This is a genomic window from Caulobacter sp. RHG1 (genome assembly GCF_013181195.1).
In the GTDB taxonomy this organism is placed as follows: domain Bacteria; phylum Pseudomonadota; class Alphaproteobacteria; order Caulobacterales; family Caulobacteraceae; genus Caulobacter.
Genome location: NZ_SMZP01000001.1, coordinates 263286 through 285971 on the forward strand (window position 1 = coordinate 263286; position 22686 = coordinate 285971).

At 68.1% G+C, this 22686-nt stretch carries 22 protein-coding genes and 1 tRNA gene; 9 read left to right on the forward strand and 14 right to left on the reverse strand.

All coding sequences use genetic code 11. From position 1 onward, the window contains the following. The first annotated feature begins 54 nt into the window (after positions 1 to 54). From E1H18_RS01300 to E1H18_RS01310, 3 genes are all read left to right on the forward strand, one after another. Positions 55 to 2583: a PAS domain-containing sensor histidine kinase gene (locus E1H18_RS01300; RefSeq protein WP_172262930.1), complete on the forward strand. Its 2529-nt coding sequence runs from the start codon at positions 55 to 57 to the stop codon at positions 2581 to 2583. Positions 2584 to 2670: 87 nt separating this feature from the next. Next, on the forward strand, positions 2671 to 3390 hold the full coding sequence (locus E1H18_RS01305; RefSeq protein ID WP_172262931.1) for an anti-sigma factor: 720 nt from the start codon (positions 2671 to 2673) through the stop codon (positions 3388 to 3390). Between the two features lie 12 nt (positions 3391 to 3402). Further along, positions 3403 to 5031 carry an FAD-dependent oxidoreductase gene (locus E1H18_RS01310; RefSeq protein ID WP_172262932.1) on the forward strand — a complete coding sequence of 543 codons (1629 nt, stop codon included), beginning with the start codon at positions 3403 to 3405 and terminating at the stop codon, positions 5029 to 5031. Here E1H18_RS01310 and E1H18_RS01315 read toward each other — a convergent pair. From E1H18_RS01315 to E1H18_RS01330, 4 genes are all read right to left on the reverse strand, one after another. Next, a complete protein-coding gene (locus E1H18_RS01315; RefSeq protein WP_241735852.1) occupies positions 5028 to 5285 on the reverse strand; it encodes a hypothetical protein in 258 nt (85 codons plus the stop codon). The two genes, E1H18_RS01310 and E1H18_RS01315, sit on opposite strands and share 4 nt — an antisense overlap. Before the next feature lie 296 nt (positions 5286 to 5581). Continuing rightward, positions 5582 to 6028, reverse strand: a complete 447-nt coding sequence (locus tag E1H18_RS01320; protein WP_172263854.1) for an NUDIX domain-containing protein — start codon at positions 6026 to 6028, stop codon at positions 5582 to 5584. Between the two features lie 8 nt (positions 6029 to 6036). Then, positions 6037 to 7065, reverse strand: coding sequence for a S1/P1 Nuclease (locus tag E1H18_RS01325; protein WP_172262936.1), 1029 nt, complete (start codon positions 7063 to 7065; stop codon positions 6037 to 6039). Between the two features lie 17 nt (positions 7066 to 7082). Continuing rightward, positions 7083 to 7670, reverse strand: a complete 588-nt coding sequence (locus E1H18_RS01330) for a glutathione S-transferase family protein (protein ID WP_172262938.1) — start codon at positions 7668 to 7670, stop codon at positions 7083 to 7085. Positions 7671 to 7873: 203 nt separating this feature from the next. Here E1H18_RS01330 and E1H18_RS01335 point away from each other — a divergent pair, with 203 nt between their 5' ends. Both E1H18_RS01335 and E1H18_RS01340 read left to right on the forward strand, forming a co-directional pair. Continuing rightward, entirely contained in the window at positions 7874 to 8380 is a 507-nt protein-coding gene (locus E1H18_RS01335) for a 3D domain-containing protein (protein ID WP_172262940.1), read from the forward strand. 144 nt (positions 8381 to 8524) lie between these two features. Continuing rightward, complete coding sequence (locus tag E1H18_RS01340; protein ID WP_370526411.1) at positions 8525 to 10672, forward strand: acylase; 2148 nt, start codon at positions 8525 to 8527, stop codon at positions 10670 to 10672. Between the two features lie 127 nt (positions 10673 to 10799). Here the strand turns inward: E1H18_RS01340 and E1H18_RS01345 are convergent, their stop codons facing one another. Genes E1H18_RS01345 through cobA form a run of 5 tightly spaced genes read right to left on the reverse strand, consistent with a single transcriptional unit; the run spans position 10800 to position 14905 of the window. Next, positions 10800 to 11534, reverse strand: a complete 735-nt coding sequence (locus tag E1H18_RS01345) for a phosphoadenylyl-sulfate reductase (RefSeq protein ID WP_172262944.1) — start codon at positions 11532 to 11534, stop codon at positions 10800 to 10802. After that, positions 11534 to 12040: a DUF934 domain-containing protein gene (locus E1H18_RS01350; RefSeq protein ID WP_172262946.1), complete on the reverse strand. Its 507-nt coding sequence runs from the start codon at positions 12038 to 12040 to the stop codon at positions 11534 to 11536. The genes E1H18_RS01345 and E1H18_RS01350 overlap by 1 nt, the downstream gene beginning before the upstream one ends. After that, entirely contained in the window at positions 12024 to 13682 is a 1659-nt protein-coding gene (locus E1H18_RS01355) for a nitrite/sulfite reductase (RefSeq protein WP_172262948.1), read from the reverse strand. Before E1H18_RS01355 ends, E1H18_RS01350 begins: the two co-directional genes overlap by 17 nt. A gap of 6 nt (positions 13683 to 13688) precedes the next feature. Continuing rightward, positions 13689 to 14054: a DUF2849 domain-containing protein gene (locus E1H18_RS01360; protein WP_172262950.1), complete on the reverse strand. Its 366-nt coding sequence runs from the start codon at positions 14052 to 14054 to the stop codon at positions 13689 to 13691. Continuing rightward, on the reverse strand, positions 14051 to 14905 hold the full coding sequence (gene cobA, locus E1H18_RS01365) for a uroporphyrinogen-III C-methyltransferase (RefSeq protein WP_172262952.1): 855 nt from the start codon (positions 14903 to 14905) through the stop codon (positions 14051 to 14053). The genes E1H18_RS01360 and cobA overlap by 4 nt, the downstream gene beginning before the upstream one ends. 186 nt (positions 14906 to 15091) lie before the next feature. Here cobA and gcvA point away from each other — a divergent pair, with 186 nt between their 5' ends. Both gcvA and E1H18_RS01375 read left to right on the forward strand, forming a co-directional pair. Beyond that, on the forward strand, positions 15092 to 16048 hold the full coding sequence (gene gcvA, locus E1H18_RS01370) for a transcriptional regulator GcvA (protein ID WP_172262954.1): 957 nt from the start codon (positions 15092 to 15094) through the stop codon (positions 16046 to 16048). 48 nt (positions 16049 to 16096) lie between these two features. Next, positions 16097 to 16426 (forward strand): chorismate mutase, encoded by a 330-nt coding sequence (locus E1H18_RS01375; RefSeq protein ID WP_172262956.1) that lies wholly within the window; start codon positions 16097 to 16099, stop codon positions 16424 to 16426. A gap of 141 nt (positions 16427 to 16567) precedes the next feature. On the opposite strand, the gene E1H18_RS01380 is transcribed toward E1H18_RS01375, so the two are convergent. Both E1H18_RS01380 and E1H18_RS01385 read right to left on the reverse strand, forming a co-directional pair. After that, positions 16568 to 17395, reverse strand: a complete 828-nt coding sequence (locus tag E1H18_RS01380) for a TIGR00266 family protein (protein WP_172262958.1) — start codon at positions 17393 to 17395, stop codon at positions 16568 to 16570. Between the two features lie 73 nt (positions 17396 to 17468). Continuing rightward, the gene (locus E1H18_RS01385; RefSeq protein ID WP_172262960.1) at positions 17469 to 17807 is read right to left on the reverse strand and encodes an Hpt domain-containing protein; all 339 of its coding nucleotides are present in this window, start codon (positions 17805 to 17807) and stop codon (positions 17469 to 17471) included. Between the two features lie 84 nt (positions 17808 to 17891). Between E1H18_RS01385 and E1H18_RS01390 the strand changes: the two genes are divergently transcribed. Then, positions 17892 to 17967, forward strand: a tRNA-Lys gene (locus E1H18_RS01390). Between the two features lie 167 nt (positions 17968 to 18134). Here the strand turns inward: E1H18_RS01390 and E1H18_RS01395 are convergent. The 3 genes from E1H18_RS01395 to E1H18_RS01405 all read right to left on the reverse strand — a co-directional run bounded on the left by E1H18_RS01395 (position 18135) and on the right by E1H18_RS01405 (position 22211). Then, positions 18135 to 20411: a nitric-oxide reductase large subunit gene (locus E1H18_RS01395; RefSeq protein WP_172262962.1), complete on the reverse strand. Its 2277-nt coding sequence runs from the start codon at positions 20409 to 20411 to the stop codon at positions 18135 to 18137. A 104-nt stretch (positions 20412 to 20515) separates the two neighbouring features. After that, positions 20516 to 21517: a L,D-transpeptidase gene (locus E1H18_RS01400; RefSeq protein ID WP_172262964.1), complete on the reverse strand. Its 1002-nt coding sequence runs from the start codon at positions 21515 to 21517 to the stop codon at positions 20516 to 20518. Between the two features lie 10 nt (positions 21518 to 21527). Then, on the reverse strand, positions 21528 to 22211 hold the full coding sequence (locus E1H18_RS01405; RefSeq protein ID WP_172262966.1) for a hypothetical protein: 684 nt from the start codon (positions 22209 to 22211) through the stop codon (positions 21528 to 21530). 340 nt (positions 22212 to 22551) lie between these two features. Between E1H18_RS01405 and E1H18_RS27065 the strand changes: the two genes are divergently transcribed. After that, positions 22552 to 22686 (forward strand): hypothetical protein, encoded by a 135-nt coding sequence (locus E1H18_RS27065; protein WP_255500737.1) that lies wholly within the window; start codon positions 22552 to 22554, stop codon positions 22684 to 22686.

Genomic DNA, 22686 nt, shown 5'->3' on the forward strand with positions numbered 1-22686 from the left:
CGGCGAAGTGACTCGCCGCAGGATCTACGGGAGCCGGGTGGTTTGGACAGGGGCATGGCGAGACACGGGGGGCCGGCGGCAGCCGGACCGGCCGGGCCTTCGGCCGTGCGGGCCAAGTCCGCTCCTGGCTCGTCGCAGGTGTTCATCCGCATCACCATTCTGGCGGCCCTGCTGCTGCTGGCCGTCTACACCGCGTTCGGCGTCAAGCGCCTGCAGGCAGAGGCTGCGACCGAGCCCGGCGGCGCGCCGCTGGCGGCTCAGGCCAGCCTGATCGCCAGCCGCGTCGAGGCTAATCTGGCCGCCCAGCGCGCCGGCCTCTCGGCCGCCGCCGACCTGCTCAAGCGCGATCCGGCCGCCACCATGGACGCCGCCGAGACCGCCCTGCGGGCCGCCGGCGGCGAGGCCGCGGCCGTGGCGGTCGTGGGCGCCGGCGGTCCCATCGCCATCGCCGGCCGCGACGACGGCGCCGACTGGAAGGGCGCGGCCCAGGCCGCCAGCGCTTCGGGCCGCACCACCTGGACCGGTTCGATCGGCGAGACCGGCCGCCTCTATGTCGCCACCTCCGCCTCGATCGACGGCGCCCGGGCGTTCGTGGTCGCCAGCGGCGACGCCTCGCGCCTGGTCGAGGTCGCCGACAAGGACGACAGCGCCGCCCTGGCCCTGGCTGACGGCGCGCTGGTCACCGCCAAGGGCCGCGACGTCCAAGCCGCCAACAGCCTGCGCGAAGCCTTCGCCCTGTCGACCGAAGACGTCGGCGGCAAGGCCGTCGCCGTACACGGCCAGGGCCTCAACGGCGGCGTGCTCGACGTGGCCGTGCGGCCGCTGGCCGAGGGGGCCCTGCTGGCCGTCGCCGCCACGCCCACCCGCTCGATCGCCAACCTGGACAACAAGGTCATGGAAGGCGTCTTCAACCTTCTGGCGCCGCTGGCCGCCGGCATCGCCCTGGCGCTGCTGCTGATGCTGCAGAGCCGCAAGGTCGAGCGCGCCCACCGCGAGTTCATCGACAGCGAGCAGCGCTTCCGCCTGGCCGTCGAGGCCGCCCGCTGCGGCATCTGGGAGTGGGACCTGAACGCCGACCAGGTGTTCCTGTCCGACGTCACCGGCGCGATGTTCGGCTGGGGCGGCGGCGGCGTCGTTTCGGGCCAGGACCTGCTGGAACGCATCTCGCTGGACCACCGCGAGCGGGTCCGCCAGGCCCTGACCAACGCGGCCATGTACGGCGCCTTCGACGTCTCGTTCCGCGTGCCGGCCACCGAGCACGGCGGCCGCTCGCTGTGGATCGACGCCCGCGGCCAGGGCTTCGGCAAGCCCGGCGGCGACGGCTATGTCCGCATCATCGGCGTGGCCTTGGACGTCACCGAGGAGCGCATCGCCCAGGCCCGCGCCCAGGCCGCCGAGAACCGCCTGCGCGACGCCATCGAAAGTGTGTCGGAAGCCTTCGTCCTGTGGGATCGCCAGGGCCGGCTGCTGATGTGCAACCGCAACTATCGCAGCGTCTTCTCGCTGGAGCCCAAGATCCTGAAACCCGGCGCCGCCCGCGCCGAGGTCAACCGCTTCGCCGCCCTGGCCATCAAGCAGGACCACCCCGCCCCCGACGGCGCCAAGGGCGTGCGCGAGGCCGAGATGATGGACGGCCGCTGGATCCAGATCAGCGAGCGCCGCACGGCCGAAGGCGGCCTGGTCATGACCGCCGCCGACATCACCGCCATCAAGACCCAGGAAGAGGCCCGCCGCCTCAACGAGGAGCAGCTGCAGAACGCCATCACCGGCCTGGAGCGCAGCCAGGAGCAGCTGGCCGAGCTGGCCCGCAAGTACGAGACCGAAAAGGTCAAGGCCGAGAGCGCCAACAAGGCCAAGAGCGAGTTCCTGGCCAACATGTCCCACGAGCTGCGCACGCCGCTGAACGCCATCAACGGCTTCTCCGAGATCATGATGAACGAGATGTTCGGGGCGCTGGGGGACAAGCGCTACAAGGGCTACAGCCAGGACATCCACTCGTCGGGCCAGCACCTGCTGGCGCTGATCAACGACATCCTCGACATGTCGAAGATCGAGGCCGGCAAGATGAACCTCAAGTTCGAGGCGATGCATTTGGAGGACGTGGCCGAGGACGCCGTCCGCCTGATCCGCAACCGCGCCGAGGCCGCCGGCCTGACCCTGAACGTCGAGTTCCCGCACCTGCCCGAGGTCGAGGCCGACTATCGCGCGGTCAAGCAGGTGCTGCTGAACCTGCTGTCCAACGCCATCAAGTTCACGCCGCGCGCCGGCAGCGTCACGGTGCGGGCCGAGGTGCGCCGCGATCCGTTCGGCGACAAGGTCAAGGTGTCGGTCACCGACACTGGCATCGGCATCGCCAAGGAAGACCTGGCGCGCCTGGCCAAGCCGTTCGAGCAGGTCGAGAGCCAGTTCTCCAAGACCACCCAGGGTACGGGCCTTGGCCTGGCCCTGACCAAGTCGCTGATCACCATGCACGACGGCGTGCTGGAAATGCATTCCCAGCCCGGCGAAGGCACCACGGTCAGCTTCACCCTGCCGGTGCGCCAGGGCGAACATAAGCCGGCCCGCGACTTCGTGGCCGCTTAAGAGGCTTGACGAACACCCCTAGGATCAGTCGAGCATAGGGGCGCTGCCGGGGGGCGGCCACACAGTGATGACCTCTCGGGGGAGGACATGAGTAGACCCGCCAACGACGATGCGCCCTACGCGCCCATGCTCGCCGACGCCGGCCGGCTGGCGGCCTATGTCGAAGGACGACTGCCGCCCGATGGCCGTCGTCAGATCGAGGGCTACCTGGCCAGCAATCCCGACCTCGCCGCCCGTGTGATGGGAGAGCTACACCGTCATGGAAATGTCGCAGCGCCCCCTTCCCCCGAGCGTCGCCGCACCTATGTCCGGACTGCGCTTGCCTTAGGTTGCGGCCTGCTCGTCACGAGCATCCTGCTGCTGGGTGGGCACTTCCGGCGCGAGCTGCCGTTCCTGGCTCCCGACTTCGTCGACGACGCCGTGGTGTCGCACCGGACGACCCTGCTTCGCGCCGACATGACCTCGCAGGAGGAAACGCCGACGTTCAACGCCACGGAGATGCGGACAAAGGCCAATCTCGAAATTCCCGCGCTCCCCTCCGGATGGCGGATCATGGATGTGCAGCTCTATCCGTCCGACGACGGCCCCAGCATGCACGTTCTGATCAACACGCCCCAGGACGAACGCCTCACCCTGTTCGCGGTCCGCGCTCGCACCAGCGCGTCTGCGAAACCCGAACTGACCCGCTCCGACGGCGCCGATGTCATCTACTGGGAGCGCGGCCCGTTCGGTTACGCGCTCCTCGGAGCGCGAAGCCTAGAAACCCTGAAGCGCGACGCCGCCTTGCTGGTGGGAGCGCCCACCTGACGAGTTAAGCGTATGCATCTGGACCTCCACGCCGCCGAAACCGACATTCAGCGCAATACGGAGGTCTGCATCATCGGCGCGGGGGCGGCCGGGATCATCGCCGCCCGCCACCTGCTGGCCGCCGGCCACGAGGTCACCCTGCTGGAAAGCGGCGGCCTGGACTACGAGGCCGAGACCGCCAAGCTGAACGCCGGCCCCAATATCGGCGAGGACTACTACGACCTGCAGGACGCCCGCCTGCGCTTTTTTGGCGGCACCACCGCCATCTGGGGCGGCCGCGTCGCCGAACTGGACCCCATCGATCTGAAGCCCCGTTCGTGGGTGCCGCACAGCGGCTGGCCGATCGGCTGGGACGATCTATCGGACTACTACGCCAAGGCCCGCCCGCAGTTCGAGCTGCCCGCCGCCGCGCCGGACCTGGCCGCCATCGGCCAGGATGCCCTGCCCCGCCCGGTGTTCGACGAGGATGAGCTGGCCACCCGCCTGTGGATCTTCGACCGCAAGTTCGACCGCTTCACCTTCAAGGCCTGCGCCGACCTCGTTTCCCATCCGCGCTGCACGATCATCACCCACGCCACCACCACCGACATCGCCCTGGCCGCGTCGGGCGGCACGGTGCGCGAGATCACCGCGCGCAGCCTGAACGGCCGCCGCCTGACCCTGCGCGCTCAAGCCTTCATGCTAGCCGCCGGCGGCATGGAGAACCCGCGCCTGCTGCTGGCCTCGCGCGGCGTCATGCCGATGGGCGTGGGCAACGCCCATGACCAGGTCGGCCGCTACTTCATGGAGCACCCGCACGCCCGCGGCGGCCGCGTGGTCGGTCGCGGCGCCTGGGCCCTGCTGAAGGCCTTCGGCCGCTCGCATGCCGTGGACGGCCAGTCGCTGGCCGCCCTGCTGGCCCCCAGCGAGGCGCTGCAGGAGCGCGAGGGCGTGCTCAACACCTCCCTGACCATCGCCGCCCGCCCGCCCGCCGACGGCAAGGCCTTCGCGGTCGTGCGCGCCTATTCCAAGGCCAAGCACGGCCTGGAGCCGACCAAGGCCGGCCGTACGATGTGGATGGCCACCAAGAAGGCCGCCACCTGGGCCCAGCGCAAGGTCGATCCCCTGCGCCCGTGGCTGCTGTACAAGGCCGGTCTGCGCGATCTCGCCTTGGTCATCCGCGCCGAGCAGTCGCCCAACCCCGACAGCCGCATCCGCCTGACCGACCAAGTGGACGCCCTGGGCCTGCCGCGCGCGGCCCTGGACTGGCGCACCAACGCCCTGGACGTGCGCAGCGTCGATCGCCTGGTCGCGGCCCTGGACCGCGAACTGCGCCGCCTGAAGATGGGCAAGGTCGAGGCCGCCGACTGGCTGTCCAACCCCGACGGCGGCTGGCGCACCGACCCGCTGGTCAGCGTCCACCCGATCGGCGGCTATCACCACATGGGCACGACCCGAATGTCCCACGATCCCAAACAGGGCGTGGTCGACGCCGACGGCCGCGTGCACGGCGTCGACAATCTGTACGTGCTGGGCAGCTCGGTCTTCCCGACCTCCGGCTGGGCCAACCCCACCCTGACCATCGCGGCGCTGGCCTTGCGGACGAGCGACAAGGTCGCCGATGCCCTGGCGTCTTCGCACGCGGTGGGCGCGAGAGCCTAGCGCCGTCCCATCCGGTCCAGCGCCGCGCGCATGGCCACGGCTTGGGCGGCGGGGGCTTTCGCGGGTTCGACGACCGGCGGCAGGCCCGGCTTGTCCTTGGGCGGCGGGACCAGGGTGGCGACCTTGCGGACCGCGGCGGCCATCTGACCGCACAGGCGGGCCTTGTCGCGGGCGCGGGCGACGACCGCTGGATCGTCGCTGCGCTCGACCAGCGCCCAGGCCGCGTCGAGGGCGTCCATCAGCTTGCGTTGCATCTGAGCGCACCATGCGCCGGCGGGGGTTTGGGTCTGGCTCATGAGCTAGGAGCATGAGGCAGGTCCGGGAGGCGGGGATAAGGAACGTGCGTTTTCGTATAGGGAGTTGGTTTTTAAGGGATTTGGTCTGAAAGGTGCGGGGATTGAGCGCCTCTAGCGCCCCCATTTGACCGCGCGCCAGCGCGCGGTCGTCCGCCCCCGGAGGGGGCAGACGGACAGCCCCGTCTTCCCCCTCCGGGGGAGGAGCGCCGCAGGAGCGGAGGGGGCGCTCACGGCCCCTGTGGATAACTTCAGCCCTACCCGCGCCGCAGCCAGGCCGCGACCGCCCAGGCATGAGCATCATGCCGCAGGGCGACCACCGCGTCCTGCGGGTCCAGCCAGACCAGCTTGTGGTCGTCCTCGATCTTCAGGTCAGCCCGCTCACCAACGACCTTCACGACATAGACGCCGCCGTGATTGCGCACGGGTTCGCCGTCGGACTTCAGGAAGTGTTGCGAGACCGCCTCGACCAGGGCGCCGGCCTCGACCACCAGGCCGGTCTCTTCGCCGAACTCGCGGACCACGGCCTGTTCCTCGCTCTCGTCGCCGTCTACCGCCCCGCCCGGCAGGTCGAAATACGGCGCCTTGCCGGGCTTGGTGACTTCAGCCAGGGCGATCAGGCCCTGGCCGTTCTCGGCGATCCCGAAGGCGGCGCGGCGGTCACGATAGGTCAGGCCCGCCACGGCCTTGCCGAACGACAGCATCGTCAAGTTCAGTCCTTGCCGTAAAGGTCGGCCCACGGGTCGGCCTTGCCGGTCTCGACGTCCTGGACGCTGATCTCCGGACGATAGCCGATCTTGCCCGTGGCGCTCTCGCGCCAGGCGTCGGTCACCAGGTCGCGCAAGGCGGCGGCCCCGGCGACCAGGCGGCCTTGCACGAAGGTCTTGGCGCGCGGATCGGTCTCGACCATGCCGCCGGCCTTCTCCAGCTGGTAAAGCGGCTCGGTCAGCTTCCAGGTGTCGGTCAGATAGCCGACGACGCGGGTCTCGATCGAGCAGTCGCAGGCCTTGTAGGCCGGCATCTGCGCCTTGATCGAGGCCTCGTCGCCCAGGGCTTTCGCCAGAGGGCCTTCGAACTTGAAGTGGGTGTCGCGCGAGTTGGTGTAGCCGTTGGGGTTGGGGTAGTCGCCCCAGCCGTTGTAGTGCACCGACAGATGCAGGGGCTGGCTGGCGTCGCCGACATAGTGGGCCCAGACGCCCAGATCGCGCAGCAGCAGCGCCTCGCGGCGGACCAGATCGGCCTTGTAGTAGGCCAGCCTGGTCTTGTCCTTTTCCAGCTTCACCGCAGCCGTCAGCACGCGCCAGTAGGTGAAGTCCTTCACCAGCTGCTGGTAGCCGTCGATGATCGCGTACGGCAGGTAGCCGGCCTTCCAGCTGTCCTGGCCGACGGCGCGCAGGGCCGTCTCATAGTCGGCGCGAGTGGGCGGCAAGGTCGCCACCGTGAACATCGGACCGCCGTACATGCGGCCCTGGTCGTCGACGTCCAGGAAGTGGGCGGCGTCGCGGTCGTGGTCGTGGATCTTGCCCGAGCCCTTCGAGCGGTCCGGCTCACGAGCGTACTCGCCGATGGCGGCGATGGCCGTCGGCGTGCGCAGGAAGGCCGGCACGTCGGTCGGGAAGCTGGCGGCGCCGACGACGCCGACCGTACGGTGGCCCTGAGCGCCCCAGGCGAAGGCCGAGGCGGCGGGCGCCGACAGGGCCGCGGCCAGGACGAGGACTTTGAGGCTGCTCGAGAGACGCAAGAGACCCACTCCGAAGATCAGATAATGCCGAGGGCCGTCTCCATCCGCCCCACCCAGCCCTTCACGGCCGGATACTGCGAAAGGTCGAACCCGCCCTCGTGCGCCACGCGGGTGTAAGCCACCAGAGCGATGTCCGCCAGGGTCAGCCGCTCGCCCACCAGATACGGCGTCTGTTGCAGCTGTGTTTCCAGGCGCGCCAGCGCCTGCTCGGCGCGCTCGACCAGCCGCGCCTCGATCTCCTCGCGGCTCTTGCCCAGATAGAACATCTGGAAGCGGACCACGGCGACATAGGGCTCGTGGCTGTACTGCTCCCAGAACATCCACTCCCACATCTTGGCGCGCTCGAAGGCGTCGGCGGGGATCAAGGCTGAACCCTCGGCCAGGTGCAGCAGAATGGCGTTGGACTGCGACAGCGCCTGGCCGTCGCTGAGAATGACCATGGGCACCTGCCCCGCCGGGTTCTGAGCCAGGAACTCCGGCGTGCGCGACTCGCCCTTCATGATGTCGATCTCGATCCAGTCGAACGGCAGATGCAGGCGCTCGGCGGCCCACTTCACCTTCAGACAATTGCCCGATTTCGAGTCGCCGTAGATCCGCAAAGTCATGCCGGGTTCCATCTGTGAAGCTGCCGGAATCGAAAAAATCGACTCCCTTAAAGCCCAGTTTCAAGCCGCTGAATCCATGCCGTTTTTTCGCTCGAAGCGCGAGTGTGCGGTGCGGCGTATCGGCCGCGAGGGTTGTCACGGGTCCGTGATCAGACTATCCAGACCGCCGCCCGACAGACAACGCCGATAAGAGGTCCCCCTCGATGCGACGCCAACTCGCCGGAATTTTGGCCACCGCGGTCATCTCCGCGTTCGCCCTTCCTGCTCTCGCCGCCGACTCCGCTCCCGCCCAAGCCGCGCGTCCCGACCCGCTGGGCGAGCTGATTTCCTCGGCCCTGGGCGGCGGTCTGCCCGGCACGGTCGAGTACAAGATGCGGGCGACCATGTACCACGCCGGCGCCAAGGGCATCCGCGCCCTCGACTCGCTGGGCTGCAAGGTCGCGGCCATGCGCACCGTCGCGGTCGATCCCAAGGTGATCCCGCGCCGCACGATCATCTTCATCAAGGAAACCGTCGGCCTGCCCATGCCCGACGGCGATACGCACGACGGCTACTGGTACGCCTCCGACATCGGCGGCGCGGTGAAGGGCCTGAAGCTGGACCTGTTCAGCGGCGTCGGCGCGGCCTCCATGAAGACCCTGCGCGGCGTCGACCTCAGCAATCTGTCGGTCAGCAAGGTCGGCGAATTCAAGGGCTGCCCGCCGCAGTAATCCATAATCCGCTCATCGCCGCGAAAGCGGGGATCCAAGCTGACTTAAGGCTTGCAGAGCGGACCAGAATTCCTCTTCAAACTCGGCTTGGGTCCCCGCTTTCGCGGGGATGAGCGGTTTGAGGGGCGCATGCGCACACTATTGATGGCCTTGTTGGCGACCACGGTGCTCGCCACGACTCCGGCCCATGCCGCTCAAGACGACCTCCCCCGCCTGAAGACCCGCGCGGCCGCCGTCCAGATCACCCGCGACGACTGGGGCATCGCCCACATCCACGGCAAGACCGACGCCGACGCGGTGTTCGGCATGGCCTACGCCCAGGCCGAGGACGACTTCAACCGGGTCGAGGCCAACTTCATGACCGCCCTGGGCCGCACGGCCGAGGCGGACGGCGAGAAGGCGATCTGGGCCGACCTGCGCCAGAAGCTGTTCATCGATCCGGCCGTGCTGAAGGCCGACTACGCCAAGAGCCCCGCCTGGCTGAAGGCGCTGATGAACGGCTGGGCCGACGGGCTGAACTTCTACCTGGCGACCCATCCGAACGTGAAGCCGCGGGTGATCACCCAGTTCGAGCCGTGGATGGCGCTCAGCTTCTCGGAAGGCAGCATCGGCGGCGACATCGAGAAGGTGGCCCTGACCCAGCTGGAGGCCTTTTACGGCCAGCGCCAGATCGCCATGACGGCGGACGAGAAGGGCCTGCTGTTCAAGGAGCCCACAGGTTCGAACGGCTTCGCCATCGCCCCGAAGAACACGCTGGAGGGTCACGCGATGCTGCTGATCAACCCGCACACCAGCTTCTTCTTCCGCTCGGAGATGCAGGTCTCATCCGACCAAGGCCTGAACGCCTATGGCGCCACGACCTGGGGGCAGTTCTTCATCTATCAGGGCTTCAATGCTCGTGCAGGATGGATGCACACCTCCAGCGGCGTCGACGTGGTCGACGAGTTCGCCGAGACCATCGTCGAGAAGGACGGCCAGCGGTTCTACAAGTATGGCGCCGAGCTGCGGCCGCTGAAGAGCGAGGTCATCGCCGTCCCCTACCGCGCCGCCGACGGGACGATGGCGGAACGCAAGTTCACCGTCTTCAAGACCCACCACGGCCCGATCGTGCGCGAAGCCGACGGCAAGTGGATCAGCATCGCCCTGATGAACAAGCCGGTCGCGGCCCTGCAGCAGTCGTTCCTGCGCACCAAGGCCACGGACCTGCAGAGCTTCATGAAGGTGGCGCAGCTGAAGGCCAACTCGTCGAACAACACCCTGTTCGCCGACGCCAAGGGCCAGATCGCCTATCTGCACCCACAGTTCATCCCCGTCCGCGACGACCGCTTCGATTACACCAAGCCGGTGGATGGCTCGGACCCCGCCACCGACTGGAAGGGTCTCACCGCCCTGAACAAGGCCCCGCAGGCGATCAATCCGCCGAACGGCTGGGCCTTCAACACCAACAACTGGCCCTACACCGCCGCCGGCCCCTACAGCCCGAAGAAGGCCGACTTCCCCAAGTACATGGACACCTTCGGCGAGAACCCGCGCGGCCTCCACGCCGAGCTGGTGCTGAAGGACGTCAAGAACCTGACCCTGGGCGGGCTGATCGAGAAGGCCTACGACCCGTACCTGACCGCCTTCGCCCGCCTGATCCCGACGCTGGAGGCGGCCTATGCCTCAGCCCCTGATCCCAAGCTGGCCGAGCAGGTCGCGGCCCTGGCCGCCTGGGACAAGAAATCGTCGCTGCGCTCGACCGAGACCTCGCTGGCCGTGTTCTGGGGAGAAGCGATGTGGGCCAAGGCCGCGCCGGCCGCCAAGGCCCAGGGGCTGAACACCTACGACTACATGGCCGACAAGCTGACGCCGGCCGAGAAGCTGGCGGCCCTGGCCGAAGCGTCCGATCGCCTGACCGCCGACTTCGGATCCTGGAAGACGCCGTGGGACCAGATCAACCGCTTCCAGCGCAATGACGGCGCCATCGTCCAGACCTTCGACGACAGCAAGCCCAGCCTGCCGGTGGCCTTCACCTCGGCCCAGTGGGGCTCCCTGGCCTCGTTCGGGGCCAAGCGCTGGCCGGGGACCAAGAAGTACTATGGGACGCTCGGCAACAGCTTCGTGGCGGTCGTCGAGTTCGGCGACAAGGTCCGCGCCCGGGCGATCTCGGCCGGCGGCGAAAGCGGCGACCCGGCCTCCCCGCACTTCAACGACCAGGCGGGGCGGTATGTGATCGGCAATCTGCGGGACGTGTACTTCTATCCCGAGGACGTGAAGGCGCACGCGGTGCGGACGTATAGGCCGGGGGATTAGTCACTCACTTGCCCCCTCCGCGCTTCGCGCTCCTCCCCCGTAGGGGGAAGACGGCCGGGGCCTCTCCGTCTGCCCCCTCCGGGGGCGGACGACCGCGCGCTGGCGCGCGGTCAGGTGGGGGCAAGTTCTAGATATCCCCGCCCACGTTCGGCGCCACGCCCGGCGCGCGCGCCACGTGGATGCCGCACTCGGTCTTTTCCTGCCCCTGCCAACGCCCCGACCGCCCATCTTCCGACGGCTTGGTGCAGGGCCAGCAGCCGATCGAAGCGTAGCCTTGCGCCACCAGCGGGTGGGCCGGCAGGCGGTGCTCCTCAACATAGGCCTCGAGTTCGGCCTTGGCCCAGTTGGCCAGCGGGTTGAACTTGATCTTGCCCTCGGCCTCCTCGACCACCGGCAGGCTCAGGCGGTCGCCGCCGTGGAAGCGCTTGCGGCCGGTGATCCAGGCGTCGAAACCGCCGATGGCGCGGTCCAGCGGCAGGACTTTGCGGATGTTGCAGCAGCCGTCGATGCTGGTGCGCCACAGGTCCGACTTGGGGTCCTGGGTGGCCAGGTCGGCGAAGGCCGGGCGCAGGTCGCGCACGTCGGTCAGGCCAAACTGGATGGCGAGGTTCTTGCGGTAATCCAGCGTCTGGCCAAACAGCATGCCGGTGTCGAGGAACAGCACCGGAATGTTCTGCGAGATCTGCGAGGTGAGGTGCAGCAGCACCGCCGATTCCGCGCCGAACGACGAGACCAGGGCCAGCCGCTCGCCGAACTCGGCATAGGCCGCGCGCAGCACGGTCGCCGGATGGGCGTCGCGCAACTCGGCGTCCAGCCGGGCCGCGAGGCCCGGCGCGTTGGCTGTGGTCTGGTCGAAGGCCATCAGTTGCCCCGTTCCTCGAACGCCACCTGACGATCGTCGGCGGCGCGCTGATAGACGTGGCGGAAGCGGCTGGCGGCCTTGGTCCAGGCCTCGGGCGTGGCGCCATCGGCCGGCTCGAAGGCGTCGAAGCCGCAGCGGACCATGAAGCCGGCCTGCTCCTGCAGGACGTCGCCCACGGCGCGGATCTGGCCCTCGTACTTGAACCGCTCGCGCAACAGGCGGGCCGAGGTGTAGGCGCGGCCGTCGCGGTACTTCGGGAAGGCCAGGGCCACCACGGCGATGCGCGGCAGGTCGTAGGCCAGAACCTCGACCTCCTGGTCGGACTCGATGCGCACGCCGACGCGGCGGCTGTTGGAGGCCAGCAGGTCCTCGCCCTCGGCCTGGAAACGGGCCAGGGACACGATCACGTCGCCCGTTTCCGGCGTCACGTCCTCGTCGGCGACATGGACGAAGGCGTCGTCGGCCCAGCGGGCCTCAGCGCCAACCAGCTCAATCAGCCTGGGCATAGACCGCCTCCTTGAAGGGCTCGAGACCGACGCGGCGATAGGTGTCGAGGAAGCGCTCGCCGTCGGCGCGGACGTTCAGATAGGCGCCGACCAGCTGGTCGACAGCGGTGGCGACCCGGTCAGCCGACAGCGCCGGGCCCAGGATCTTGCCGATCGAGGCGTCTTCCGCCCCCGAACCGCCCAGCGACAGCTGGTAGAATTCCTCGCCCTTCTTATCGACGCCCAGGATGCCGATGTGGGCGACGTGGTGGTGGCCGCAGGCGTTGATGCAGCCGCTGATCTTGATCTTCAGCTCGCCCACCTGCTCGGCGCGATCCAGATCGGCGAACTGGCGGGCGATGTCCTGAGCGATCGGGATGGCGCGGGCATTGGCCAGCGCGCAGTAGTCCAGGCCCGGGCAGGCGATGATGTCGCTGATCAGGTCGATGTTCGGCGTCGCCAGGCCGTGGGCCTGCAGGGCCGCGAACACGGTCGGCAGGTCGTCCAGCTTGACGTGCGGCAAGACCAGGTTCTGGGCGTGGGTCACCCGCAGGTCGTTCAGGCCGTAGCGCTCGGCCAAGTCGGCCACGACGTCCAGCTGGTCGCCCGAGGCGTCGCCCGGCGTCTGCTCCTGGGCCTTCAGCGAGATCTCGACGATCGCATAGCCCGGCTGCTTGTGGGCCCGGACATTGTTGCGCACGAAGCGGGCGAAGGCAGGCTCGTTGGCCTTGGCTATCTCAAAGGCTTCCGAACGGGCCGGCAGGGTCTCGAACGGCGTCTTGGCGAAGGCGTTGCGGATGCGGTTCAGCTCGGCGACGGGCAGGTCGGCGCGCGCGGCGTCGATCTTTTCCCACTCTTCCTCGACCTGCTTGGCGAATTCCTCAGCGCCCAGGGCGGCGACCAGGATCTTGATGCGGGCCTTGTAGATATTGTCGCGGCGGCCGTGGCGATTATAGACGCGCAGGACGGCCTCCAGGTAGCTCAGCAGACGGTCGGTCGGCAGGAACTGCTTGATGGTCGGGCCGACATAGGGCGTGCGCCCCTGCCCGCCGCCGACGATCACCTCAAAGCCCAGCGCGCCGTCGCGGCCTTGGCGCATCAGCAGGCCGATGTCGTGCACCTTGGCCGCCGTCCGGTCCTTGGCCGAGGCGGTGATGGCGATCTTGAACTTGCGCGGCAGGAACGAGAATTCCGGGTGCAGGGTCGACCACTGGCGGATCACTTCCGACCACACGCGCGGATCGTCGACTTCTTCCGAGGTCGCGCCGGCGTATGGGTCGGAGGTGGTGTTGCGGATGCAGTTGCCGCTGGTCTGGATGGCGTGCAGGTCGACCTCGGCCAGCTTGTCGAGGATGTCCGGCGCGTCCTTCAGCTTGATCCAGTTGAACTGGATGTTCTGGCGCGTGGTGAAGTGGCCATAGCCCTTGTCGTAGTCGCGGGCGATCTCGGCGAGGCGGCGGGCCTGGGCCGGGTTCAGCGAGCCGTAGGGGATCGCCACCCGCAGCATGTAGGCGTGCAGCTGCAGATAGAGGCCGTTCATCAGCCGCAGCGGCTTGAACTGGTCCTCGGTCAGCTCGCCCGCCAGCCGGCGGACGACCTGGCCGCGAAACTCGTTCGAGCGGTCGACCAGGAATTCTTTGTCGATGACGTCGTACTGGTACATGCCGCTCTACTTCCTGCGGATCAGATCGACGCGGCCGGTCGAGCGGGCCGCGCCCACCGCGTGGCGCAGGGCGTCGATGACGTCGCCGCCCTCAGCCTGCTTGCCGTGCGTGGGTTCATTGGTGGGGCCGAGGGCGCGAATGCGCTCGCGATAGCTGACCGGAGCCCAGTGGCCTTCGGACGGCGCCAGGTCGATCGGATAGACGTCGACCACGACGGTGGGCTGGCCCTTGCCGGTGTTCACGGCGGCGTCGAGCTCGGCTTCCGAGCCTTCGCCGAACAGCTGAGCGTCGCCCAGGCTCTCGACCCATTGGCCAGAACTCCAGAACACGACATCGCCGTCGAGCAGGCGGTTGGCGACGATGGCTTTCATTCGAAATTCCCGCTCATCCCCGCGACAGCGGGGACCCAGTTTGCAGCGCCGCTTACATCAACGGGCGCCTGCTGCGCCATGGCCATGCTCTCGCCGACCATCAGCAGGGCCGGGCCGGTCAGGCCTTGAGCAGCCTGCGCCAAGCCCGCCAGCGTCGTCAGCACCCGGCGCTCGTCAGCGCGGCTGGCGTTCTCGACGATCAGGGCCGGGGTCGAGGTCGCACGGCCAGCAGCGGTGAGACGCTCGGCGATCAGCCCGGCGGTCGAGACGCCCATATAGACGACGACGGTCTGGTTCGGACGGGCCAGCGAAGCCCAGTCCAGATCCGGCTCACCGTGGGCGGCATGACCGGTGACGAAGGTGACGGCCTGAGCCGAGCCGCGATGCGTCAGGGGGGCGCCAGCGCCGGCGCTGGCGGCCAGGGCGGCGGTGACGCCGGGTACGACATGGCAGTCGACGCCGGCCGCGCGGCAGGCGGCCAGCTCCTCGCCGCCGCGGCCGAACAGGAACGGGTCGCCGCCCTTCAGACGCACAACGTTCAGGCCTTCCAGGGCCAGGGCCACGATCAGCTGGTTGATGTCGTCCTGCGGCAGGGTGTGGCGCGACTTGCGCTTGGCCACGTCGATGCGGCGGGCATAGGGCGGCGACAGATCCAGAATTTCTTCCGAGACCAAGCCGTCATGCACGACCACCTGGGCGGCCGCCAGGGCCTTGACCGCCTTGATCGTCAGCAGCTCGGGGTCACCCGGGCCAGCGCCCACCAGCCAGACGGCGCCCGGCGTGCGCGGGGTCGCGCTGCCGTCAAGGACGACGAGGCCGGGCTTGTTGTTGCGCACCGGCGAGCGGGCCATCGGCTCTAGAACCTCTATCAACGCGGTCGGAATAAAACGGTAGAACGCAAGGCGGGGTCGCCCCTAAAGACGACCCCGCGCATGCACGCCGACGAAAAGGGCCTATCCGTCAGCGAACGCTTGCAAACTCGGCCTGAAGAGGCCAATTCGCAAACAAGGACTTCTGCCGGGGCGTTCAGTAAAACTATGGAAAGACCCAACGAGCGCCGCCGCCTGCCGCCACTGAACGCCCTGCGCGCGTTCGAGGCCGCGGCCCGCCACCTGAACTTCAGCCGCGCCGCCGACGAACTGTCGGTGACGCCGGGCGCCGTCAGCCAGCAGATCCAGAACCTGGAAGACTATGTCGGCGCGGCCCTGTTCAAGCGCACGCCCAAGGGCCTGCTGTTGACCGATGCGGCCCAGACCGCCCTGCCCGCCCTGCGCGAGGCGTTCGACCGCCTGGCCGAGGCCGCGTCCCTGCTGACCGCCGCCGTCGACGGCCGCCGCCTGACCCTGACCGCCGCCCCTTCGTTCGCCGCCAAGTGGCTGGTGCCGCGTCTGGGCAAGTTCGAGCAGGCCCACCCCCAGGTCGACGTCTGGCTGTCGGCCGGCATGGAGGTCGTGGACTTCGCCACCGGCGAGGTCGACATGGCCATCCGCTACGGCTCGGGCCGCTATCCGGGCCTGGAAGTCATCCGGCTGATGCACGAGACCGTCGTGCCGGTCGCCAGCCCAGAGCTTCTGGAACAGAACGCCCTGGAGCGCCCCGAGGACCTGGCCCACCACATCCTGCTGCACGACGGCTCGCCCGACGCCGACGACAGCTGCCCCGACTGGGCGATGTGGTTGGCCGCGCGCGGCATCAAGGGCGTCGACGGCGCCCGGGGCCCGCGCTTCAACCAGTCCAGCATGGTCATCGAGGCCGCCGCCAACGGCCGCGGCGTCGCCCTGGCCAAGCGCACCCTGGCCCAGGCCGATCTCGACTCGGGCCGCCTGGTCATCCCGTTCGAGGCCAGCACGGCGGTCGACTTCGCCTATTACGTCGTCCACCCCAAGGCCAAGGGCCGCCTGCCCCAGGTGAAAGCCTTCGTCACCTGGCTGAAGACCGAGGCCGAAGCCCATGAGGCGGCGCTGCAGACCCTGGACAACGGCTCGGGGATTTAAGCCCGTACAGCTCTGGTTTTGCGCTGCGGAACCGGCTTTAAGGAGCCCATGAAAATCACGACTCTCAACGTCGACGAGCACCTCGCGCCCGCCGACTGCCAGACCATGGCCGATGTGCGCCAGGGCGTCGACGCCCTGGACCGGGCCCTCGTTTTGCTCCTGACCGAGCGTCAGGGCTTCATGGACGCCGCCGCCCGCATCAAGGCCGACCGCTCCAAGGTATTCGACCGCGCGCGGATCGAGGACGTCGTCGACAAGGTCAAGGCCGCCGCGCGCGAGTCCGGCCTGTCCGAAGCCATCGCCGAACCCGTCTGGCGCACGTTGATCGACCGCTGCATCGCGCATGAGTACGACAGCTGGGATCGGACGCGGGGCTAGCGCCTAGCGCCCCCTCCGTCTCGCTGCGTATCCGCAGCGATCCACCTCCCCCGCTGCGCAGGGGAGGATGAAACCTTCTCTCCTCCCCCATGCAACGGGGGAGGTGGCGCGAAGCGCCGGAGGGGGCGCTCCGCCTCGCCCCTAGTTCCCGTCGATCATCCGGCCGATGCCGCCCAGCACCGAGCCTTCGCCGCGGTTGCCGCCGCCGCCCTGCGCGGCCTGCAACATCCGCCCGGCCAGACGCGCGAACGGCAGCGACTGGATCCAGACCTTTCCCGGACCGCGCAGACGGGCGAAGAACATGCCTTCGCCGCCGAACAGCACGTTCTTGACGCCGCCGGCCATCACCAGGTCGAAGTCGATGCTGGGGGTATAGGCCGCCACGCAGCCCGTATCGATGTGCAGCTCCTCGCCCGGCTTCAGCTCGCGCTCGACCAGGGCGCCGCCCATCTGCACGAACACCCAGCCGTCGCCTTCCAGGCGCTGCATGATGAAGCCTTCGCCGCCGAACAGGCCGGTCATCACCCGCTTCTGGAAGTGGATGCCGATCGACACCCCGCGCGCGGCGGCCAGGAAGCTGTCCTTCTGGCAGATCAGCGTGCCGCCCAGCTGACCCAGGTTCAGCGGCAGGATCGAGCCCGGCGTCGGCGAGGCGAAGGCCACGCGCGCCTTGCCCTGGCCGTGATGGGTGAAGACGGTGGTGAACAGGCTCTCGCCGGTGACCAGGCGCTTGCCGGCGCCCAGCAGCTTGCCCATCACCCCGCCGCCCTGATCGGCCGAACCGTCGCCGAACACCGTGGTCATCTGGACGCTGGCGTCCTTCCAGACGAAGGCCCCGGCCTCGGCCACGGCGCTCTCGCCCGGATCCAGCTCGATCTCGACGAACTGCAGCTCCTCGCCCTTGATCTCGAAGTCGATGTCGTCGGCGACACCGGCGCTGCGCTGGTGGCTCCAAGGGCTGGGGGGCATCACGGTCTCCTCTTGATGTCCCTTCGTTCTACGCAACCGCCGCCGCGTTCGCCAATTAAGCCTGCGTCAGACTTCAGCCCTTCAGCGACTTGAGCGCCTGCTCGTGCGCATAGGCGGCGATATCCATCAGCGCCACATCCAGGGCCGTGCGCACGGCTTCCAGGCTCTCCTGCCCTGCCTCGCAGCGCTCGCACACCTCACCCAGCTGAAAGGCCCCCACGCCCCGCGCGGCGCCCTTCACGGTGTGCACCGCGTCCTGCCAGCCAGGATGGGTCGGATCCAGCATCGGGGCCCACAGCGCGGCCTGTTCGCGGAACAGGGCCAGCACCTCATCGACCACCCCGGAGTCCCCTGCCGCAAACCCTTCCAGGTAGGCGAAATCCACCGCTCCGCTGATATCTCGTCTGGCCATGAAAAAAGCGCTTGCGCTCCCAAATTCATTGAGTATGTTCCGCGCCTCGCCGCCGGGGCTCGCAAGTGCTTCGAAACGTCGAATGGGTGTATAGCTCAGTTGGTAGAGCAGCTGACTCTTAATCAGCGGGTCGTAGGTTCGAATCCTACTACACCCACCATTCTCCTAAAGACTTGGATCAGTGATGATCCCCCGCCGGGGTGAGTAGGGCGCCATCAGGTCGCCGATCCGCCCTTTGGCCGCCTTATCTTTTCCAAGCCTTGTTTTAGTCGAAGCTGACGTCGGGCCATCGCGATGGCAGACTGGTTCTCCCCAAGAGCGCGCCTCTCAGTTGGCCTTCCGCTGGAAGAACGCCTGGACGAAGAACACCACGAACGCGCCTACGCCGATGGCGAACACGACATCGCCCGGCACACGCCCCCAGACCAGCCCCTCCATGATCGGGTGGTGCATCAGCTCTGCTGACCGGGCCGCAGCGTAGTGATCGTTGAACGAGACATAGGTCTGCCACAGCCCCTGGGGCAGCAGCGACAGCAAGGTCATCATCCCAAGGCCGATGTTCAGGCACCAGAAGGCGATGGACAGCGCGCGCTGGTTCCAGCGGCTGGGGTCGGTCAGGCCGCGCAGGCAGTAGAGGATCAGCCCCAAGCCCAGCATGCCGTACACGCCAAACAGCGCCGCGTGGCCGTGCGAGGCGGTCGTGTTCAGGCCCTGCATGTAATAGAGGGCGATCGGCGAATTGATCAGGAAGCCCAGCAGGCCCGCGCCGACCAGGTTCCAGAACAGCACCGCGGCGAAGAAGCGGAACGGCCAGCGATAGACCGCCTCCCAGTCGTGCTGCCCCTCCTGCTTTGAGCGGTTGTAGGCCTCGAAGCCAACGACCGCGAGCGGCACGACCTCCAGCGCCGAGAACACCGAACCCAGCGCGATGACGCCGATCGGCGTGCCGCTGAAATAGAGGTGGTGGAAGGTGCCCAGCACGCCGCCACCCAGGAAGACGATGGTCGCAAACAGCACCGAGGTCGCCGCCACGGACGGTCGGACCAGGCCCATGCGGACCAGCAGCGCCGAGACGATGGCCGTGGCGAACACCTCGAACACGCCTTCCACCCACAGGTGGACGACCCACCAGCGCCAGTACTCCATGATCGAGATGTGGGTCTTCTCACCCCACATCAGGCTGGCCCCGAACAGCAGGCCGATCGACACCGTGGAGACCGCGACCAGCAGAACGAGGGACACCCCGCCCTTGCGGCGCAGCGCCGGCCACAGCGCCCGCAACACCAGCACCACCCAGAGCATCAGGCCGATGAAGAGGTAGATCTGCCAGAAGCGGCCGAAGTCGGTGTACTCATACCCCTGGTGACCGAACCAGAAGTTGGCGGTCAGGTCCTTGAAGAAGCCATTCACGGCCGCCCATTGGCCGGCGAAGGCGCCGACCACGATGATCAACAGGCTGACGAAGAGGAAGTTGATCCCCCAGACCTGGAACTTCGGTTCGTGTCCCGACAGCAGCGGCGCGACGTAGAGACCCGTCGCCAGCCAGGCCGTCGCGATCCACAGCACCGCCAGCTGCGTGTGCCAGGTGCGGGTCACGGCATAGGGCAGCATCTCGGAGAACGGCAGGCCGTACAGCCCCTGCCCTTCGACCTGATAGTGCGCGGTGACGATGCCCAGCAGCACCTGTGCGCCGAACAGCGCCATGACGACCCAGAAGTACTTTCGCGTCGCCAACATCGACGGCGACACGGTGACGCTGTCCATGAAGTCGCTGGCGGCAAACCCGCCGTCGGGTGTTCCGTCAGCGCGCCAGGCGTCGAACTCGCGGGCGTAGTACCAGACCAGAGCGCCGATCCCGCCCAGAAGCACGATGATCGAGATCATCGACCACAGGAACACCGCAGCCGTCGGCCCATTGCCGACCAGAGGTTCATGCGGCCAGTTGCTGGTGTAGGTGATGGTCTTGCCTGGACGCTCGGTCGTGGCGGCCCACGCCGTCCAGAAATAGAAGGCGGTCAGGGCCTGGGCGTCGGCGTCGCTCAGCCGCGTGTGGACGGGGAACGCATAGTCCACGCGCAGCGCACGCGCCTCGGGCGTCCGCGCCTGATAAAGATCGCGGTAGTGCTCCTGAACGACGGCGATCGCGGCGGCCCGGTCGGGCGCGATGGTGATCGCGCCGGTCCTGGGATCATAGGTGTTGCGGCGCATGTCGACGCGCAATTCGGCGGCGTTGGAAGCGCGCTCGCGGGCGTTCAGAGCGCCGTGCGAACCTGCGCCCTCAGCCTTGGCCCGAATGTCGAGCAGAGCCGTCGCTTCGCGGTGCAGCCAGTCGGCGCTCCAGTCTGGCGCCAGGTAGCCGCCGTGCCCCCAGATCGAGCCCTGCTGCATGCCGCCCATCGCCTGCCAGACGGCCTGACCCCGCTGGATGTCGGACCGGACGAACAGGGTCCGGCCCTCGCTCGTTCGCACCACCTCAGGCGTCGGCGGGGCGGCGTGGTAGATCTCGCGCCCGAAAAACAGCAGGACCGAGAACATCGCGACGAGGCCGACGACCAGGACGGTCCACAGCCGTCGCAGCGTGAACAGATGCGCGTAGTTGGCCATGATCTCCCCCGACCGGCTAACGACGTCAATTCGTAAGCCTCAACCCTAGGGAGATCAATTCTCGGCTTTTGATGTTTTCATGACCTGCCCCGCGCTGATGCGGATCAGGGCAGAGGCGTCACCGCATCTAGGATCGTCAGCCTGCGGCCTGCGCTCTCGCCGACGCTGGACTGCGTGACCAGGATCGTGGCGCCAGGCGTCAACGCGCCCTTCACCGCCGTGTAGAAGCCCTGGGGCACGCGCACGCGGTTGATCGCCGCCTCGTCCAGCTCGCGCCCTTCTTCCTCCGCATGGCCCGGCAACGCGACATACAGCCAACGTGGCGCGCCATCCTTGCCGACGGTCAGGTTGATCACGTGCGTGCCGGGATCGTCGTCATCGATCGCCGCGACGCTGCGGCCGATTTCGACACCGTTGCGCAGGACGACGATCGCCTGGTCGTGCTTGGAGACGATGATGGTCAAGGGTCCCTGGACCGCCTTCTCCGGCGTCCAGCGCCAGGCGTCGCTGTCCAGGGCGGCAGGCGCCGTCTGCGCGCCCGTCGCGTCGATCGGGGCCAGCAGGCTGGAATCGCTGGTGCGCATGTGGTCGGCCGCGTCGCCCGCCACCACCACGGTGGCGCCCAGCTTGGTCACCCCGAACAGCGCCCGCGCAAAGCCCATCGGCAGGTGCACGCAGCCATGGCTCTCAGGATACCCCGGCAGTCCGCCGGCATGCAGCGCCACCCCGTCCCAGGTCAGCCTCTGCTGATAGGGCATGGGCGCGCTGTTGTACTTGTTGGACCGGTGGTCGGCGTCTTTCTGCAGGATCGTGAACACCCCCGTCGGCGTCTCGAAGCCCTCGCGTCCGGACGAGATGGTGCTGACCGCGATCCGCACGCCGTTGCGATAGACGGTGGCGCGCTGGCGCGAGAGATCGACATAGACCAGCAGCGGCCCGGCCACCGCGATCTGCGGCGCCCAGACCCACTCGCCGGGCTTGAGCTGGTCGGCCAAGCGCGCCAGCTCGGCGGGCGAGCTGGTTTTCGCGCCCTGCGCCTGGGCCCCGCCGGCGAGCAGAACGAGCGCCGCGACAACGGCGCTCGCGATCCCGAATGCTGACTTCATTCTCAGATCTCTAACGACCGACGCCGACGTCCAGGGTGTAGCGCAACTGCTCGCCGCGCCGCGCGGCGTTGCGCATCAGATAGATCTCGATCTTGTAGCGCCCGCTGGTCGCCGCGCGCCCACGCCAGCGATTGCCGCTGGTCGAGCCGTTGAACACGGCCTGATCCGAACGCGGCGCGGTGACGTTGAAATAGCCCGAGCGGTTGGAGCTTTGCAGCGAGACGTTGATCGACTGCCCGGCGCGGACGTCGATTGTGTAGGTCATGGTCTCGTAGCCCCGCACGAGGCCCCGCCGGGTGGCAGACGACGCGCCGCGATCGAAGCGGATGTCCTCGGTGCGGCCGTTGGCGACGGGACCGCCCACCGGGCCGGGCAAGGTGGTGGGACGGCCAGGAGCCGGTCGGCGGCAGTCGGGCGCCGGCGTGGCGACGATGGAGTCGTAGCGGCCATTGACCGTCGCGACCGACAGGCAGACACCGCGACGCTCATTCCACCAATAGGTCCATTTCCGGTCGTCACCCGTCTGGCCACCGGCATTGACGTAGCCACGAGCCTGAAGCTGGGCCTCGCCCCCCGCGGCGCGCGCGCCAACGAGATCGCGGACGTCGGAGGGTGTAGTTTGCGCCATGGCCGTGGCCAGGGGCGAGAAAGCCAGGAGCATGGTCAAGGTCAGGGTGGTCGCCGAACGTCGCATGTTTGCCTCTCCGATTGAAATGCGGGCAAGGCCACGGAAGGTCGTTCATACGTCCAGCCGCGACCTCAAGTTAACTCAACTCCTAGGAGACCTCCGAGGCTTTGGGAAAGCGGGTTTGCCCGCCCTCAAAGCCGCCCATGCAGGTCCTCCGGGGCCTCGATACAGACGCTGAAGCCGAGCAGCACCGGCAGAGCTAGCAGGAACCAAAAGACCGCCTCGCCCGCCATGCCGCCTCCTGTCCCGGGCGCAACCATCGCGAGGTGGGCTTACGTTGCCAAGCGCAATCTGGAATTGTCGCCGAAAGATCATCTTCCGCCGCCTGATTCACCGGATCACGATCGTGGCCAACAAGGCTCTCCAGATGGACTTCATCCGCTGCTTGCGCGCCGTCCCGGTCGCGACAGCGTGCTTTCTGAAGGCTTCCCCGGCCGCTTTGCTGATCGCCAGCGCGGTCGCCTCGCCGGTCATGGACTGA

Excerpts from the sequence above, each read along its gene's own strand:
- E1H18_RS01335 (WP_172262940.1), top strand. The coding sequence starts at position 7,874 with ATGCGACGCCAACTCGCCGGAATTTTGGCCACCGCGGTCATCTCCGCG.
- E1H18_RS01330 (WP_172262938.1), bottom strand. The coding sequence starts at position 7,670 with ATGACTTTGCGGATCTACGGCGACTCGAAATCGGGCAATTGTCTGAAG.
- E1H18_RS01340 (WP_370526411.1), top strand. The coding sequence starts at position 8,525 with ATGGCCTTGTTGGCGACCACGGTGCTCGCCACGACTCCGGCCCATGCC.
- E1H18_RS01360 (WP_172262950.1), bottom strand. The coding sequence starts at position 14,054 with ATGAAAGCCATCGTCGCCAACCGCCTGCTCGACGGCGATGTCGTGTTC.
- E1H18_RS01305 (WP_172262931.1), top strand. The coding sequence starts at position 2,671 with ATGAGTAGACCCGCCAACGACGATGCGCCCTACGCGCCCATGCTCGCC.
- E1H18_RS01375 (WP_172262956.1), top strand. The coding sequence starts at position 16,097 with ATGAAAATCACGACTCTCAACGTCGACGAGCACCTCGCGCCCGCCGAC.
- E1H18_RS01350 (WP_172262946.1), bottom strand. The coding sequence starts at position 12,040 with ATGCCCAGGCTGATTGAGCTGGTTGGCGCTGAGGCCCGCTGGGCCGAC.
- E1H18_RS01310 (WP_172262932.1), top strand. The coding sequence starts at position 3,403 with ATGCATCTGGACCTCCACGCCGCCGAAACCGACATTCAGCGCAATACG.
- E1H18_RS01405 (WP_172262966.1), bottom strand. The coding sequence starts at position 22,211 with ATGCGACGTTCGGCGACCACCCTGACCTTGACCATGCTCCTGGCTTTC.
- E1H18_RS01345 (WP_172262944.1), bottom strand. The coding sequence starts at position 11,534 with ATGGCCTTCGACCAGACCACAGCCAACGCGCCGGGCCTCGCGGCCCGG.
- E1H18_RS01400 (WP_172262964.1), bottom strand. The coding sequence starts at position 21,517 with ATGAAGTCAGCATTCGGGATCGCGAGCGCCGTTGTCGCGGCGCTCGTT.
- cobA (WP_172262952.1), bottom strand. The coding sequence starts at position 14,905 with ATGGCCCGCTCGCCGGTGCGCAACAACAAGCCCGGCCTCGTCGTCCTT.
- E1H18_RS01355 (WP_172262948.1), bottom strand. The coding sequence starts at position 13,682 with ATGTACCAGTACGACGTCATCGACAAAGAATTCCTGGTCGACCGCTCG.
- gcvA (WP_172262954.1), top strand. The coding sequence starts at position 15,092 with ATGGAAAGACCCAACGAGCGCCGCCGCCTGCCGCCACTGAACGCCCTG.
- E1H18_RS01315 (WP_241735852.1), bottom strand. The coding sequence starts at position 5,285 with ATGCAACGCAAGCTGATGGACGCCCTCGACGCGGCCTGGGCGCTGGTC.
- E1H18_RS01300 (WP_172262930.1), top strand. The coding sequence starts at position 55 with ATGGCGAGACACGGGGGGCCGGCGGCAGCCGGACCGGCCGGGCCTTCG.
- E1H18_RS01320 (WP_172263854.1), bottom strand. The coding sequence starts at position 6,028 with ATGCTGTCGTTCGGCAAGGCCGTGGCGGGCCTGACCTATCGTGACCGC.
- E1H18_RS01395 (WP_172262962.1), bottom strand. The coding sequence starts at position 20,411 with ATGGCCAACTACGCGCATCTGTTCACGCTGCGACGGCTGTGGACCGTC.
- E1H18_RS01385 (WP_172262960.1), bottom strand. The coding sequence starts at position 17,807 with ATGGCCAGACGAGATATCAGCGGAGCGGTGGATTTCGCCTACCTGGAA.
- E1H18_RS01380 (WP_172262958.1), bottom strand. The coding sequence starts at position 17,395 with ATGCCCCCCAGCCCTTGGAGCCACCAGCGCAGCGCCGGTGTCGCCGAC.